Consider the following 15,611-nt stretch of genomic DNA (forward strand, 5'->3'; position numbering starts at 1 on the left):
ATCGCATGATTAATTGGTATGAAATGAATATAGGTAATTGCAATTAGTTTTTCTTATGTGATAGATATTATTTATCGACCATCCCGGAAGAGAAGGGCATCCTTTAGGACTGTAGGTCTACTTAACTCCCCGATCCAAACAAACGCCGGAACCAATTCCACACATCGCCCGTGATGGGAATTAATCCGAAACCATGTTCGCCAACTGCGATTACACCATATGCCCATTGTCCGATAGCTATGGCACCCCCAGCGATCCTGCCTATCGCTATCGCACCAAACGCCGTATCCCCTATGGCGATGGCCCCCAACGCTTTTTCCGCGATTGCGATCGCTCCTACAGCCACGCCTGCAATCGCAATCGCTCCCACTGCGAAGCCAAGCCAGCTAAGTGCTATTGCTCCGATCGCTAACCACATTCCCAGTGATATTGCTCCTAAGGATAATACGCCCACGCTTATCGCACCTATGGAAATCAAGCCAACAGCTACATCTCCAATAGCGATTAATCCAACGGCTGTCTTCACACGGGGTTTACCTCCACGGCCATACGCTTGACCTGAGTATCGCCCTAGATTACTGCGAATACTGATGACCGGAAATGAGGGAGAAGGCCATTGATAATCAATCTCTCGTCCATCAAAGCCCCTAGAATCCGCCCAGCGCGTTACAAATTGATGCCATTTCATATCCATCCCGTCCCCCTTTTCAAATTACCTAAATTATACAACCCCGGGGGTTGGCTGTACTCAGACTCTGACCTGAAATTCATCTCATCCTCTGGACGGATATATACTCATTAGGATTACTGTTTGGGAATAGGATCAGGCTTTCCAAATAAATAGCCCTGAAACAACTGATAACCACTCTGCTTAAGCCATTCAAAGTCCTCTCTAAACTCCACACCTTCTGCTAAAGGAACGGATTGGATTTCTAAAGCTTTTTCTAAAAATTGCTTTGCTATTTTCTGTTTGTTCAGATCGCTGGACACACCCTGAACATATTTCATATCCAGCTTCATGTAATGGGGTTTAAGCTCCAATAACATCTCGATCGTGCTGAAGCCCTCACCAACATCATCTAAAGCGTATTCAAATCCCCGGTCCTTGTAATATGTCAAAATAGCTTTCAAATGAGCGAGATCATCCACTTTCTCCGTCTCAACAACTTCAAAGACAAAAAGAGAAGGATCGACGCCTAATTGATTGGCCAGTTCAACGGTTGATCTTAAGCAGAACTCTGGAGCGTAGATCGACGTTGGGATAAAATTAATAAACGTTTTTTTATTTAAGGGTGCAGCATATTTTACAGCCGTCATTCTACATAACCGGTCTAAAGCATATAAACGCCCACGATTCCGTGCCGCCGCAAAAATCTCATTAGGATAGATAAGAGATCCGTCTTCTTTTTTAAATCTGGATAGGAGCTCGTATGCAAAAATTTCTTCCCTTACGTTCACAATCGGTTGGAAGTAGCAAGTAACAAGACCCTTAGTGATAACCTCATCAATCCACTCCATATCAAGTACAGTGGGTAATTCGGATAGAGGTCTCCATGTTTGGTCATCTATACGGAATTCAACCTGCTCCGACTCCATATGGTCATTACAGAAATCTAGAAAATCCCGTACCCCAGCCTCCTTAATTGTAATCACATTTTCTTCCACCTTATGTATCGTATTACTTCTACTCAAGTGATGAATAACCTCAGGTAAAACCCTAAGATTAAGCTCACCATGAGCCTTGATTTCAAAATTCAGATCTCTTACTACACAATGATTACAAGCCACATTCATAACCCCTTTAATAATCGATTCTCTGAAAAAGATCCCGGAACGGCTCTTCTCAATCGAAATCCGTATACTCCAGTAAATACGCCGGGTCTAACACGGTGATCTGCTGATGTTGAATCTCAATAATCTTTTGCTCTTGCAGATCTTTAAGCACAAGGGTAGCCGTCTCCCTTAACGTTCCGATCATATCCGCGAACTGCTGATGGGTCAATCGAAGATCAATCCTCTGTTTGCCTTGCTCCTCTACTCCAAATCTTTGGTATAGTCTTCTCAGCGTAAAGATCGCACGCGCTTTCGCATCATGAAATTTCATTTCATGTAATAACCGATTCGATAAAAATAAACGCTCCATTTGCAGCAGCATCAATTGCTCCTTAATCAACGGGTAATCGGCAAGCATCTGCTTAAAAGGCTCATGTTTAATCTCAAATAATACAGTATCATTCATAGCCACCGCAGACAGCACTCTTATATTGGAGGGATGGATCACTTCCAGATCGCCAAAGAAATCGCCTTTTCCAAAAAGATCTACGGTATGCTCTTTCCCTTTCGTGGTAGCATACACCCTTATAATCCCCGAATAGATAATGTAGGCATGATCCCCCGGATCTGATTCTGCAAACACCAGGGTTCCCTTAGAATATGCCTTATAAGTGAATAATCCTGAGACCGCCTCGATTTTCTCCGAGGGTAAACCCTGAAAAAAGCGAGTGCCAGTCCAAAAAGAAGCTTCCATCTCATTATTCCTTTCTAACACATTCCATAGTTTTGTATGCCAACATACTGATAATAAATCATCATCCTGTTATATTCTATCGTAACGTTGTCACATAGGCTTGATGCCAATACGATTTACAAAGGAGATCCATTCATGAAATATAATTTTGACGGAAAAGGACTTATTGAAACGCCAGATGTCGTGTTTGAGAGCAATCCGCTACTAGAACTGAGCATGTACAACAATCATATTAAAGAGATTCCCGATCAGCTCTTCCTTCATGACGAATTAGAGGTACTAAATTATGCGGGCAATGAAATCGAACGCTTATCCGAGAACATCGGTCGCTTAGTTCACCTAAGAATGCTGGATTTAGGCCATAATCGGCTGAAGGTGTTGCCGGAGAGCATTGGCGGATTGCAGGGGTTGGATTCTTTTCTATACCTAAGCAATAATCAGTTCGAACAGCTGCCGGAGCAGCTCTGTAATCTCCAGAAGCTCAAGTATCTGAACGTAACAGATAATCATCTCAAGCAATTGCCTACCCGTATAGGCGAAATGAGCAGTCTGATTGAATTGCGGCTTTATTATAATCAGCTGGAACGTTTACCTGATTCGATCACACAAATAAAAGGCCTAAGAGAGATCCATCTCTATGGTAATCAACTGGTCATGTTACCAGATCATTTGGGTGCTATAGAAGAACTTCGGATAATCGATTTAAGTGATAATCGAATCACTAAGCTGCCTTCATCTATCGGTAATTTAAGCAAGTTAAGAAGACTGAACCTTAGAAAAAATAAACTGAATAAACTCCCTGAGGAAATAGGTCAATTAAACAGCCTCGTTGAGCTTGATTTAAGAGATAATAATCTGCAAAAAATCCCGGATTCGATTCTACAACTTGGACGATTAGAGAAACTGGATTTAAGATGGAATCACAGCTTGAAGGGAACAGACATTTTAGAGCAATTAGAGCAAAGAGGATGTATCGTTTATAAATAACAAAAAAAGCCTCCAATTAAAGAAGCTTTTCACTCAAATCCATAATATGCGTAACGCGATTTCTCCCCTGTTCTTTAGAAACGTAAAGCGCTTGATCAGCTTTTTCCAGAAGAGTGATGTCTGTATCAGTTGCTTCAAAGGTAGCTATGCCAATGCTTACCGTAATGCTGCCAATCTCCCAAGTGGAGCTGGCTATGAATTGTCGTAGACTCTCAGCTATAGCCGTGGCATCCGATGAATCTGTATTAGGCAGCAGAAGGATAAACTCCTCACCACCATACCTAGCTACGATATCTTCTTTACGTGATTGGGACTTCAGGATACTCGCTAATTTCTCCAGGACATAATCACCCATCTGATGACCGTAGGTGTCATTCACATTTTTAAAGTGATCAATATCTAGAATACATAATGAAAAAGGCGCCTGATCACGGTGATACGCTGCAATCTGCTCTTCCAGCTTTTCTTGCAGGAACCTTCTATTCTTTAATCCAGTAAGCTTGTCTGTAGTAGATAGCTCTACTAAAACGGCATTCATCTCCAGCAACTCAGCTTGCTTTTGCTCGATTTCCAGGTGAATTTGTTTGAGCTTTGCCAGCGCCTGATCTTTTTCCCAATACGCCTCTTCTATTTGCTTCTTCGCAGATCGTAACTCTAGCTCATAATCAATACGTTTGCCCATCTGTACGAGAATACAATCAATGACCTCTACACCTTCACATTCAAGGCGTCTACCATTTAACAAGTAAGGCACGGCTTGCCCCTTGCTGTCCTTCAAATTGATAAATAGCTCTTCTACATGTCCATTCAGATTGATAAAAGGATAGAAGTATGAATGAAAAATAAGCTTGTTGGCCGTAGACATGATAGATTCAAAATGTTTATTTACCAAATCAACCTGCTGATATCCCATCCCATCCAAAAAGGTTTGATTCACATCGAGGATCATTCCTTCATGGGTAATGGAAACATATCCGCATGGCGCATATTTTAACCGGTCATCCATTGTCTAAATATCCTTTCAACACCATAATCTTCTCCATCTCACCCAAGGTACTCATTAATCAAAGTAATGGTCTCCTGGGGATGGCTAATATGTGGATAATGGCCCTTGGCCTCCATTAACCGGAGCGTACTATTATTCATATGTCTATGTAAATATTCTCCTACTTCTATAGGAACGATACTATCATCCGAGCATTGCAATATGAGTGTAGGCACTGTCGCTTTAGGCAGATCTTCTCGATGATCCGAAAAAAATGTAACTTCCGCAAATTCTCTAGCGATAATAGGGTCGGCCGAAATAAAGCTTCGTTCCAGCTGTTTAGTCAACATCGGGTCAGGGTTATTCATCGCAAGTGGAGCCATAAAGCTAGCCCAGCCCGCGAAATTCATCTCCATCATATCCAGAAGCTCAGTAATATCACTTTTTTCAAAGCCCCCGAAATAAGCATCTCCCTCATTTAAATAACGTGGGGAAGGTCCGATCATAATCATTTTATCAAAATAATCCGGCCGCTCGATTGAAGCAAGCAAACCGATCATAGAGCTAATAGAATGACCTATAAAAATAAGATCCTTGAGTTCAAATGTTTCGATAACATCTAGTACATCCTGTACATAACCATGGAGAGTATGATATTTATCCGATGTATATGCGCTTAAATCTGAATGGCCTGAGCCTACATAATCAAATAGAACGATTCGATACTTTTTCTCAAATGATGGCGTGATAAACTGCCACATGCTTTGATCACACCCAAATCCATGCGCAAAAAGGATAGTTTTTTCTCCTGCTCCAATGACTTTTACATGATTCCGCACCATAACATCGTTCATTTCATATAACTCCTCTATAGTTAGCATTCTCTCTATTTTGCAGGGTTCCCCTGGAAATATCAAGCGTAGAAAAAACTCCGCTAGATTAATCTCTAGCGGAGTTTTATGTAGCCTCCCGTTTGGGTCATCATTTGGCAAAATGGTAGCGTGCTGGGGCACCCCTGCGTTCAATCCGATAACATTTTGCCCCAAAAAATTGGTTAGCGGACCCAGAAGACCTTAAATGCGCCATTATTCCACATTTGAATTGCTATCGGACTCCACTGCAGCTATTGGCGCGAAAACACAAAATATGGGCCGATTTATATGAAATAGCGTCTCTGGAGTCCGAATTCCTTCTCAAAAGGCTGAAAATTTGCGAATAACGTCATCTGGGTCCGTAAGACTCCTTGGATAAACTGTTGAGGCAGAGGTAGACAACCAACATTTAGAATGCAGAAGTCCAACCCGCATCAGCAGCGATGATAGCTCCGTTTACAAAACTGGAATCATCCGAAGCCAGGAATAACGCAACTTGTGCGATTTCTTCAGGTGTACCTACACGAGGGATCACAGCCTGTGTTAATTGCGTACGGCTCACGCCGAATTCATTTATATTTTTCATTGAAGCACTGATGTTTGTGGCAGTAGCTCCTGGTGCGATAGCATTACAACGAATCCCTTTGTTGGCATACATAAAAGCTGTGTTTTTCGTCAAGCCTACTACAGCATGTTTAGAGGCAGTATAAGTTGCTCCCGCATGGGCACCACTTACCCCACCTGTAGAAGCGGTATTAACGATAACCCCTTTTCCTTTTTCCAGAAAAATAGGCAGTGCTTTACGAGTGGACCGCATTACACTTTTGGTATTGATATCAAAGATAAGATCCCATCGTTCATCTGTAATATCACCAACTGGCTCAAAGCCATCCATAATCCCTGCGTTATTCACTAAAATATCTAGCGTGCCATATTCTTTTACAGCGGTATCAATCATGCTATCAATATCTCCAACCAGGGCAACATTTACTTTCAGTGCCTTAGCTACTCCACCGTTACTATTGATCCCTGCGGCTACTTGTTCAGCACCTTCTAGGTTCAGATCGGCTACAATCACTTTTGCCCCTTCTTTAGCGTACAACTCTGCGATAGATTTCCCCATACCCGATGCCGCCCCAGTAACCACTGCAACTCTGTCTCGAAGTTTCATGTTGGAAGTCTCCTTTACGTTTATCTATAATGTAAATATCAATATATAAAATCTCTTTAACGCTTAAAATTTATACTACTCAAGTTTAATCCTCTAAAATTTAACTATCAATATACAAATGAGACATTAAATGTTCATAAATATATATAACGTGGGATTCTGTTCAAATAGGATTAGAAAATAGACAGTTAGGTGGTCTTCTGTTGCTTAAAAATAATCGGAGAACTAGCAAATCGCGTAAAGAGCTTAAAAACGCATTGATATTACTCATGGAAAAAAAGAATTTCCGCACCATTACGATAACCGATATCGTTACCCTTGCCGATTTAAACCGCGGAACCTTCTATAAACATTATCAAACCAAAGAAGAACTTCTAAATGAGCTAATTGATGATGTGTTGGAGGATTTAATTAAGGCTTATAAAGAACCCTATCTTCATACCGATAAATTTATAGTTAGTGAGCTGACCACCTCGAGCATCAAGATTTTTGAACATGTGGTCTCTTACTCTAATTTTTATACCATCATTATAAATTCCAATGTTCTGCCAGGGTTCCAAAATAGGATTTGCGACCTCTTAAAGGAGCTCACCAAGCGGGACTTAGTCGCAGTTAATAACACTAATACCAATGTAAATATAGAATTGTTTTCCAGTTATACCGCCTATGCTCTATTTGGATTAATCATAGAGTGGGTAAAAGGCGGATTTAAATATACAGCTAACCATATGGCAGAGCAGCTGATTGAAATTCTGTCTTTTAATTCACATAATGTGATCATCAACACTTCAAATCAACCGATTAAACAGAATTCCATCCCTGTTAACGGCGACTAATTTATCTCAAACTAAAAAAAGCCACTCCAAAATGCTGGAGTGGCTTTTGAATGCAATTTATAGCCTAAGGTCTTCTGTTTCCACCACCACCGCCACCTGGACCTTGATTAGTGTTTGCGGTTGTTACTCCGGATTCATTTAGCCAAGTTACGCTGCTTGTAATTTCGAACGCTACTACTTTTGTTCCTCCTGTATATTCACCATCCGTATACAGTCCGTTCGCTTCACTACCAGTCGAGGTACCTCCCGAGTAGAGGGTGTAAGAACCGCCGTCCTTCAGATCCGTTGAACTAATCACCACCGTTTGATAGCTCTTCGAAGGAGCAAAGGTCAGGATCGAGTTACCTTCGCTGTCCTCTAGATGAACCAATGTTCCAGCCTCCTGGGTCTGAGGGAAAGTCATGCTGACTGCATGTTGGCTAGAGGTGTCAGACGGTGCTTGTGCCATGCCCGAACTTCCCGCAGCCACCAAAGTTCCTCCACTCTGTTCAAAGCTACCGTCGAAATCAAGTGCACCGTTACCGCTATTGGTAGGTCCATTAACAATAACCGTGCCACCCGACATTGTGATGGAGCCGTTCGAATCCAGCCCGTCACCTGAAGCATCGACCGTTAGTGTTCCTCCACTTATCGTTAGCATATTGCTAGCAGAATCGCTGAATTGATCCTGCTCCTGAGGCCCGCCGCCTACAGTCGCCTCATCGTTACCTCCTGCTACATTCACTCCATCATCAGAAGCAACCACATGAGCTTCGCCACCGGAAATCTCGATGTTTGCTCCTTCAATCCCTTCGTAGCTCTTCGTAATATCAATTTTACCACCAGATATCGCCACCAAAGCATCCGCATGGATTCCATCGTCGCCAGTTTTGATGTTGAATTCTCCATCAGCTATAGCAATGTTACTGTTGCTGTGCACTGCATCATCAGCAGAATCGATGGTAAAGGTTCCGTTGTTTACGCTAATATCTCCTCCAGCCTTCAAACCTTTAGTACTTGGTATTTCCGATTCTGTAGTTGTTGCCGTTGTTGTCGTTGTTGATGCTTCCGTTGTTGGTATCTCCGGTTTTGTTTCTGGCATCGTCTCTGGTTTGGTTTCAGATGTTGAGGTTCCTGTTGTTCCTGTTGTTCCTGTTGCTTGATCCCCTGTTCCCTGACCTCGGCCACCTCTCATGCCCATACCTTGCCCTTGATCACCTGTTTTCACTTCACCCTTCTCGTTGCCCCCACCCGTAACTAAGGTGTATGTTCCGCCATCTATTACAAGTGAAGTCTCAGCTTGAATTCCATCATTACCAGCCGTAATATCAAATGTTCCTGCTGCTATTGCTATGAAGCCTTTGTCCGTCTCAGTATCGTTGGTTGATTTCATTCCATCGCCTTCTGCCGTTATGCTGATATTTCCGTCTTGTACAGCGACAAGATCTTTACCTACAATCCCGTCATCGGCAGCCTTAATTTCAATAGTGCCACCCATAATTTTCAGATCGTCCTTGCTCGTAATTCCGTCATTATAGTTAGCGGAAACAGACAGCTTCCCGGTCCCATTAATCGTTAAATCCGCTTTACTGAAGATAGCCGCACTCGGTTCATCTGTAGTTTCATCGGCATACACGTAAGTTGCTCCATCAGATACGGAGTTCTCCGTCCCGTCTTCCAAGGTAATGATCACTTTCCCCGCTTCTTTAATATCAATTGCTGCACTATCGCTGTTCGTGATGTTCACACCGTTCAGTACCAAGTGCACAGTACCTTCATCCTGATTATTAACTACAATCTGTCCATCACTCAGCTTACCAGACAGCACATAAGTTCCTGCTGCAGTAATTGTCACTGAGCCATCCTTAGACTCAGCCCCGGTGCCGTCAACAAGCGCACTTGTTCCAGCCAAAGCAATTTCCGTCGATTGGTCAGCTGTCCAAGTTGTATTAGAATCCTCTTCATCGAACGTCACCAGATCGGATAGTTTGGCGCTTGCCAGTTGCACTCCCGTGACAGCCCCGTTCTGAGTTATCGTTGTTGCCGAGGCTGCTGTTTTACCCGCCGCTTCAGACTGTGTTGTTGTGGCATTGGTGCTGCAAGCCGACATAAGTAATGCACACAATAGCAAGATTCCTACTTTACTTCCGGTTATATATTTATCCATTTTTCATCCATCCTTTCGTTATCTTAATAGTCATTAGCAGTTGGAGTCATGGTCAGAGACAGGTCTAAATTACCGTTCCGGGTACGAATCGCATCCAAAAATTCCTTCTGGTTTACAGCCTCACCCAGCGTTACAGCGTAGACCAGTTCATATAAACTGCCAAGCTCAGTCGTTCTAATCTTTTTAAGCTCATACCCAACGTTATATTTATTGAATACTTCAGCGAAGGCTTCCTCATATCCCAGACTCTCCGGGATGGTTACCTTTAATGTTTTTTGCGACGTTGTTCTTACACCAAAGTTAGTCCGGTTAAGGATAAACATAAGGGCGCATAGGATAAGGGTGAAAAAAACTGCATATCCAAAGGAACCCACTCCACAGGCAAGTCCAGAAGCCATGGTGAACAGAACAAATGTGATATCCTTCGGATCGCCCGGCGCACTTCTAAACCGAATGATGGAGAACGCCCCGGCAAGACTGAAAGCTCTGGCAACATTACTTCCGATAAGCAAAATGATGATGGCCACAATTACGGGCAGCAGTACCATTGTTAGTGTGAAGCTTTGCGAATAGCCGCTTGCATTGGTCTTCATATAGGTGTAGCTAATGATCCCGCCAAGAGCAATAGCTATAAAAATAGTTAGCAGTGCGTTGGTAAACGTTAACTCTGTACTAGTTGCTACGGTAAATAATGAATCAAGCATAGAGGGCACTCTCCCGTTCTGTTTTACTGTTCTTCAGCATTTTTTTATATTCGTTGCCGTACTTGGAGAAGCTTGTACGGTACATTTGATGCTCTGAGAGCATTTTGGCCAGCCAGACCGGAATCGTGTTCTCAGCCTTTACTTCCATAAGCCACTGCCCCGGCTCCAGCAAGGGTTCGCCATGAACACCGTGCTCCATCTTCAGATCGTACCGGCGGCTGCGAATATTTGTATCGAATGTAATTCTTAGATCGCGATTGTTTTTACAGAACAACGCTTTTCGGTCATAAGACAGATACACCTTGGGCTGCAAATCATAGCGTGTCAGAAAATATTTGATCTCTTCAATCACCTGTTTATTCATGTAATCCTTGAATTCCGGTTCCATGCCGGTGGCGACAAAATCATAAGCCTCGTTTAATTTGAGCGACGTTCTTCTTTTATTAACAAGACCAAATACCTTCTTCTTGATTTCCAGATACACCTTCGTATCTTGATTTGGAACACCGTAAGCTCTTAAACGAAGCTTCTCTTTGTACTTGGGCTTCGCAAGACTGTTACGAATCAGGGTGTTGTGCTCCGTGTCATAATATAAGTTGGTTATGGAGTAAAACTCATGTTGCTTGTTGAAATCGTCTAGTTCCATGTATTCAAGCAATTGGTTATAAAATTTATAGTAGGCTTCGTTGTCCAACAAATATTTGTTCTCATAACGGTTGAATACCTCAATCGCCATATGTGATCAATCCTTTCTGTTTATCGTTGTCTCGTGTGCTTATGAATGTATCTTAGATCCCAAACCTTTAATGAATCTTAAATGGTTTTACAAATTATTGATTATCTTTTACATTCCCTTAACACAGGTGTAAGTCGTAACTGCGGTGAATGTTGTTCTTCCGGCCGCTGTTGTCTGCAGATTTCTTGATTTCAAACTGCTGTTCGCAGTCACTTCTATCTCAACCTTCATTAAGGTTCAATAAAGGTAATCCTGATATAATGACCTCAATAACAAATACTGGTTCTATGTAGGGGATGGCAAAACCATGAGAATATTAATAGTAGAAGACGAGCTTCATCTCGCTGAAGCCTTAACTCAAATATTAAAAAAACATAATTATTCGGTGGATGCAGTCCATGACGGCAGGTCGGGTCTGGATTACGCACTAAGTGGAATCTATGATTTGCTGCTGCTCGACATCATGCTGCCTGAGATGGATGGGGTCAGCGTCCTCAAGACGCTGCGGAAAAAGGGGATACCCACTCCCGTTATCCTGCTTACCGCAAAGGGTGAAATTACAGATATGGTCACTGGGCTGGACTATGGGGCTGACGATTATATCGCCAAACCTTTTTCCTCGGAGATCTTATTGGCAAGAATAAGGGCTGTACTAAGACGTAAAGGCGAGGTGATACCGGATGATGCTTTAAAGTTCGGGGATATTGAACTGAATACATCCAATCTGAAACTTACCGTGGGTGGCAAAGAGATCAAGCTCAATCTAAAGGAATGCGAGCTATTGGAGCTTCTGATCTTGAGGAAACAAGCTGTAACCTCCAAAGAACAAATTATTGAGAAGCTGTGGGGCTTTGATTCAGATGCTGAGCACAATAATGTAGAGGTGTATATTTCTTTTTTGAGAAAAAAACTGACCTTCTTAAATTCGACCGTACGCATTAGTACGATCAGAAACGTAGGGTATGTATTAGAGGTGACGACCTGATGTTCACGAAGCTCAGAAATCGGTTTCTTATTGTTAACTTAGTCACCATCTCGGTGATCATGCTTGTGGCCTTCATCTCCATATATGTAATTACGTACCGGGATGTCCAAAACGATATTCAGATGGATCTTCACAGAATCATGGAAAACTACAAGTCTCCCGGTGGTGACACAGGACGATTAGGCAATACCAAAGGGGGAGCCACGTTACCACGTGTGGATAATAAACGTACGGATAACGGAACACCTCCTCCAGAACGCTCAATCTCATTTATGCTGAAAATAGATACAGCGTCCAACCTTACGGGGAAAGATTCCAAATTTACTATGGACGATGAATTTTATAATACGGCTCTGCAAGAAGCACTAAGCGCCGGTAAAGATACCGGAAGGTTCACCTTGGATAGCAGCAAATGGATCTTCAACATCCAGCATACGAATGATGGGGCGATGCTTGTATTTCTGGACATCACTGCAGAGCAAAAAATCCTCACCAATCTAATCTATACCTTCTCTGTAGTTGGCTCAGTGATGCTGATTATCTTGTACTTCGCTAGCCGCTTTTTTGCTAATCGTTCAATTGCGCCGGTAAAGGAGGCTTTTGAGAAACAGAAACAATTTATTGCGGATGCTTCCCATGAGTTAAAGACGCCGTTGACTATTATTAACACCAATGCGGATGTTCTCCTGTCCAACAGTGATGACACCATTCACAATCAGTCCAAGTGGCTGCACTATATCAAGTCGGAAACAGAAAGAATGACCAGCCTGACCAATGATCTGTTGTACCTGACCGAGATGGACGATTCCAGATCGAGAATGATTTATTCGAAATTCAATCTGAGCGACGTGGTTGAAAATATCATTTTAACGATGGAAGCTGTAATCTTTGAGAAGCATATCTCCCTTGAATATGACATCGAGCCTGATCTGACAGTGCTAGGCAATAGTGAACAGATCAAACAAGTGATTATGATCCTCTTGGACAATGCTGTAAAATATTCGAACCCTAAAGGTTCAGTCACCTTATCCCTTAAAAAACAACATAATGACATGGTGTTAGCGGTCACCAATACGGGGGAGGGCATTGCGCCGGAGCACTTAGCGAGCATCTTTGACCGATTCTACCGTACAAATGCTTCCCGGGCGCGTAAACAAGGGGGATATGGCCTAGGGCTGGCGATTGCCAAATCGATTATTGAACAGCATAAGGGAAAAATTTATGCCAAAAGTTTTGTCGGCGAGTCCACCACGTTTTACGTACATCTTTCATAACTACAAGTAAAAAAGACTCAAACCCTGTTATCTCTAAGGTTTGAGTCTTTTTATTTACTTTACACTTCGCCCCAATAAATTTCGGTCTTATAATCAAAAAACACTTGCCCACCCTGGTTATTTCGTTCAAAAATATTCCGCAGCTCGGCCATCATATTCTCATAGCTTGGATCTCCGGGGACCGGAGTGTAGGAAGACGATCGAAGCCGACCGCTTAAGCCCTCCAAATCAAATACCTGCTGATTGCTAAAATGCGCTACTTGCATCTGTCCTTTCTTGAAAAAGGAACTAAGAATCTCAGGGGTAATGTTCTTATGATTAACTTGAGTGTAGTTCGTCCCGAAGGTCTGCAGCAGCTGCTCATATTCCTCCAGAAATGGGGTACCGTAAGTAAGCCGGGAGTTCCATATCAGAACCACTTTTCCACCCGGTTTTAGAATCCGCTTGAATTCCAATTGCGTTGCGTCCCTATCAAACCAATGAAACGCTTGGGCGCATACGATAAAGTCCATGGACTGATCGGATAATTCTGTATGTTCAGCAGACCCCGGCGATACAGAGAAATGGTTATCCTTTGCGAAATTCTCTTCCGCAGCTCTACGCATTTCCGGATTGGGTTCAACGGCAGTCACACGACTCCCGCGCTCCAGAAGTAATGCTGAGAAGATTCCTGTTCCTGCACCAATATCAGCAATATCACAATTGGGTTGGAGCCCAATAGTATTGTACAAATAATCAATGGCTTCTCCAGGATAGCTCGGCCGATATTTTACATACGAATCCACCCGATTAGAAAATATTTCTTTGCTATTCATCCTTCGTCTCCTCCTAGGCGCTCAGGTTCATAATCACTTAATTTACCTTGGTAAACCAAACGCAGCCGATCACTTTGGCGAAAATCATCCGGAGTAACGAGTGCGGGCAGCTTATCCCATAACTTAATGCCCGACCGCTCTAGAATTTCCGCTACAAATTGCGAACAAAAATAAGAGTTGCTGAATTCGACAGGCTCCTTCAGGGCAATGCCAATTACGCCGAGAATATTATAGAGATACTTTTGACGGCTTCGGATAAAGACTTGCAAGACCCGCTCCATTTTCTCCACTTCGCGGGCTGTAACTTGAAGTTCATATAGGACACATGTTGTATTTGGATATTTGCTGAACGTACCTGTCTTAATATCCTCCTTCACAAACCCTCCATTCAGGGGGTTGCTCGGATGCTTTCTGCCAAAGCTATACAGCTCGGAAAGCTCCCGATTAAAGGAGATCGAGGCATGATTATAGGGTGCTTTTGTATAGCCTTGAATGAGCTTCGTAAAAAGCGTCCCGGTATTCGTCAGTAATATAAAGACCGATGGATCTGCTGCCATTTACAATTTTCCCCTTATCAAGTTTGAGCGTTTCCTTCATAATAACATATGAACCCATTAATGGAATCTACTCTAGGACAAGTTGGTGATCAGTTATCGACCGCTCTTTATTAACTATAATTCTTATCTTTGCGGCCTTATCGGCCATTCACTTGATGTATGTAGTTATAGGGAAGCTACAGCCAAATAAGGATTATACGGGCATTGGCTTTCGTATCAAGACGTGGTGGGGAATGCTTTTTATCTTTTGCCTAGCTACCCTATTTAATCCCGTCGTCTCTCTGCTGTCTCTCATGGTGCTCTGCTTCTTTGCACTGAAAGAGTATTTCTCTATGATGAAATCACGAAAATCGGACCGCAGGCTATTTCTGTGGGCTTACTTATCCATCCCGTTGCAGTTCTACTGGATTTATATCGAGTGGTACGGAATGTTTATTGTCTTCATCCCGGTTTATGTATTCTTGCTCCTACCGCTGCCCAGAATGATTAATAAAGGCACGGTTGGTTTTATGCGTAGTGTCAGCTCCACCCAATGGGGGCTTATGCTGATGGTATTCGGACTTAGTCACTTGGCCTACTTTCAATTTGCTACACCGGAGTATGGGGCGGGGCTTGTGCTTTTTCTAGTAGTGCTAACGCAGCTCAATGATGTGGTCCACTATCTCGCATCACTTTATGTAGGAAAGCGGAAAATAGTTCCCACCGCCAATCCGTATTTAACTTGGGAGGGTTTCGCTTTCGCATTTGTCATCACGACAGGAGTTTCCTATCTAATCTATCCCTACCTGACGCCGCTCAACCCAATCTTCGGGTTACTGTCAGGCATGTTGATCAGCTTGAGCGGCTTCTTTGGCAGTTTAACGGTTTCCGTGTTAAAGCGGGATCTGCTAATCGGCGATGGCGATAAATTCGTGGCATTGAAGCAAAGCCATTTAAGCCGGATCGATAGCTTAACCTACACTTCACCGGTCTTTTTTCATGTCATTCGTTATTTTTTCGACTTCATGTAGATATCT

16 protein-coding genes are annotated in these 15,611 nt (G+C 42.8%); 5 read left to right on the forward strand and 11 right to left on the reverse strand.

Going from position 1 to position 15,611, the window contains the following annotated elements; genetic code table 11:
- Positions 1-121: 121 nt before the first annotated feature.
- The 3 genes from MHI15_RS13135 to MHI15_RS13145 all read right to left on the reverse strand — a co-directional run bounded on the left by MHI15_RS13135 (position 122) and on the right by MHI15_RS13145 (position 2,527).
- Positions 122-688, reverse strand: coding sequence for a hypothetical protein (locus tag MHI15_RS13135; protein WP_076124374.1), 567 nt, complete (start codon positions 686-688; stop codon positions 122-124).
- A 116-nt stretch (positions 689-804) separates the two neighbouring features.
- Complete coding sequence (locus MHI15_RS13140) at positions 805-1,653, reverse strand: EAL domain-containing protein (RefSeq protein WP_305953541.1); 849 nt, start codon at positions 1,651-1,653, stop codon at positions 805-807.
- A 190-nt stretch (positions 1,654-1,843) separates the two neighbouring features.
- Positions 1,844-2,527: a Crp/Fnr family transcriptional regulator gene (locus MHI15_RS13145; RefSeq protein ID WP_341164477.1), complete on the reverse strand. Its 684-nt coding sequence runs from the start codon at positions 2,525-2,527 to the stop codon at positions 1,844-1,846.
- Between the two features lie 135 nt (positions 2,528-2,662).
- Between MHI15_RS13145 and MHI15_RS13150 the strand changes: the two genes are divergently transcribed.
- Complete coding sequence (locus MHI15_RS13150; protein WP_076278247.1) at positions 2,663-3,514, forward strand: leucine-rich repeat domain-containing protein; 852 nt, start codon at positions 2,663-2,665, stop codon at positions 3,512-3,514.
- 16 nt (positions 3,515-3,530) lie between these two features.
- On the opposite strand, the gene MHI15_RS13155 is transcribed toward MHI15_RS13150, so the two are convergent.
- From MHI15_RS13155 to MHI15_RS13165, 3 genes are all read right to left on the reverse strand, one after another.
- On the reverse strand, positions 3,531-4,520 hold the full coding sequence (locus tag MHI15_RS13155; RefSeq protein WP_076124160.1) for a sensor domain-containing diguanylate cyclase: 990 nt from the start codon (positions 4,518-4,520) through the stop codon (positions 3,531-3,533).
- 38 nt (positions 4,521-4,558) lie between these two features.
- Positions 4,559-5,353 (reverse strand): alpha/beta fold hydrolase, encoded by a 795-nt coding sequence (locus tag MHI15_RS13160; RefSeq protein WP_076124162.1) that lies wholly within the window; start codon positions 5,351-5,353, stop codon positions 4,559-4,561.
- A 427-nt stretch (positions 5,354-5,780) separates the two neighbouring features.
- Complete coding sequence (locus MHI15_RS13165; RefSeq protein ID WP_076278246.1) at positions 5,781-6,542, reverse strand: SDR family oxidoreductase; 762 nt, start codon at positions 6,540-6,542, stop codon at positions 5,781-5,783.
- A 269-nt stretch (positions 6,543-6,811) separates the two neighbouring features.
- Here MHI15_RS13165 and MHI15_RS13170 point away from each other — a divergent pair, with 269 nt between their 5' ends.
- Positions 6,812-7,378 (forward strand): TetR/AcrR family transcriptional regulator, encoded by a 567-nt coding sequence (locus MHI15_RS13170; RefSeq protein ID WP_063829811.1) that lies wholly within the window; start codon positions 6,812-6,814, stop codon positions 7,376-7,378.
- 64 nt (positions 7,379-7,442) lie between these two features.
- Here MHI15_RS13170 and MHI15_RS13175 read toward each other — a convergent pair whose 3' ends face one another.
- Genes MHI15_RS13175 through MHI15_RS13185 form a run of 3 tightly spaced genes read right to left on the reverse strand, consistent with a single transcriptional unit; the run spans position 7,443 to position 10,964 of the window.
- Positions 7,443-9,524, reverse strand: coding sequence for a carbohydrate-binding domain-containing protein (locus tag MHI15_RS13175; protein ID WP_341164478.1), 2,082 nt, complete (start codon positions 9,522-9,524; stop codon positions 7,443-7,445).
- 23 nt (positions 9,525-9,547) lie between these two features.
- Positions 9,548-10,228, reverse strand: a complete 681-nt coding sequence (locus MHI15_RS13180; RefSeq protein WP_076124168.1) for a DUF4956 domain-containing protein — start codon at positions 10,226-10,228, stop codon at positions 9,548-9,550.
- A complete protein-coding gene (locus MHI15_RS13185; RefSeq protein WP_076105108.1) occupies positions 10,221-10,964 on the reverse strand; it encodes a polyphosphate polymerase domain-containing protein in 744 nt (247 codons plus the stop codon). Before MHI15_RS13185 ends, MHI15_RS13180 begins: the two co-directional genes overlap by 8 nt.
- Before the next feature lie 307 nt (positions 10,965-11,271).
- Here MHI15_RS13185 and MHI15_RS13190 point away from each other — a divergent pair, with 307 nt between their 5' ends.
- Together MHI15_RS13190 and MHI15_RS13195 are read left to right on the forward strand one after the other, a co-directional pair.
- Entirely contained in the window at positions 11,272-11,949 is a 678-nt protein-coding gene (locus MHI15_RS13190) for a response regulator transcription factor (protein WP_076099753.1), read from the forward strand.
- Entirely contained in the window at positions 11,949-13,223 is a 1,275-nt protein-coding gene (locus MHI15_RS13195; RefSeq protein WP_076124170.1) for a sensor histidine kinase, read from the forward strand. The genes MHI15_RS13190 and MHI15_RS13195 overlap by 1 nt, the downstream gene beginning before the upstream one ends.
- Before the next feature lie 59 nt (positions 13,224-13,282).
- On the opposite strand, the gene MHI15_RS13200 is transcribed toward MHI15_RS13195, so the two are convergent.
- Both MHI15_RS13200 and MHI15_RS13205 read right to left on the reverse strand, forming a co-directional pair.
- Positions 13,283-14,038 carry a class I SAM-dependent methyltransferase gene (locus tag MHI15_RS13200; protein ID WP_076278243.1) on the reverse strand — a complete coding sequence of 252 codons (756 nt, stop codon included), beginning with the start codon at positions 14,036-14,038 and terminating at the stop codon, positions 13,283-13,285.
- Positions 14,035-14,595 (reverse strand): hypothetical protein, encoded by a 561-nt coding sequence (locus MHI15_RS13205; protein ID WP_076124175.1) that lies wholly within the window; start codon positions 14,593-14,595, stop codon positions 14,035-14,037. The genes MHI15_RS13200 and MHI15_RS13205 overlap by 4 nt, the downstream gene beginning before the upstream one ends.
- A gap of 95 nt (positions 14,596-14,690) precedes the next feature.
- Between MHI15_RS13205 and MHI15_RS13210 the strand changes: the two genes are divergently transcribed.
- Positions 14,691-15,605: a phosphatidate cytidylyltransferase gene (locus tag MHI15_RS13210; RefSeq protein ID WP_076132799.1), complete on the forward strand. Its 915-nt coding sequence runs from the start codon at positions 14,691-14,693 to the stop codon at positions 15,603-15,605.
- Positions 15,606-15,611 lie beyond the last annotated feature (6 nt).

The sequence above is a fragment of the Paenibacillus sp. FSL H7-0918 genome (assembly GCF_038007025.1).
Lineage (GTDB): Bacteria > Bacillota > Bacilli > Paenibacillales > Paenibacillaceae > Paenibacillus_AQ > Paenibacillus_AQ odorifer.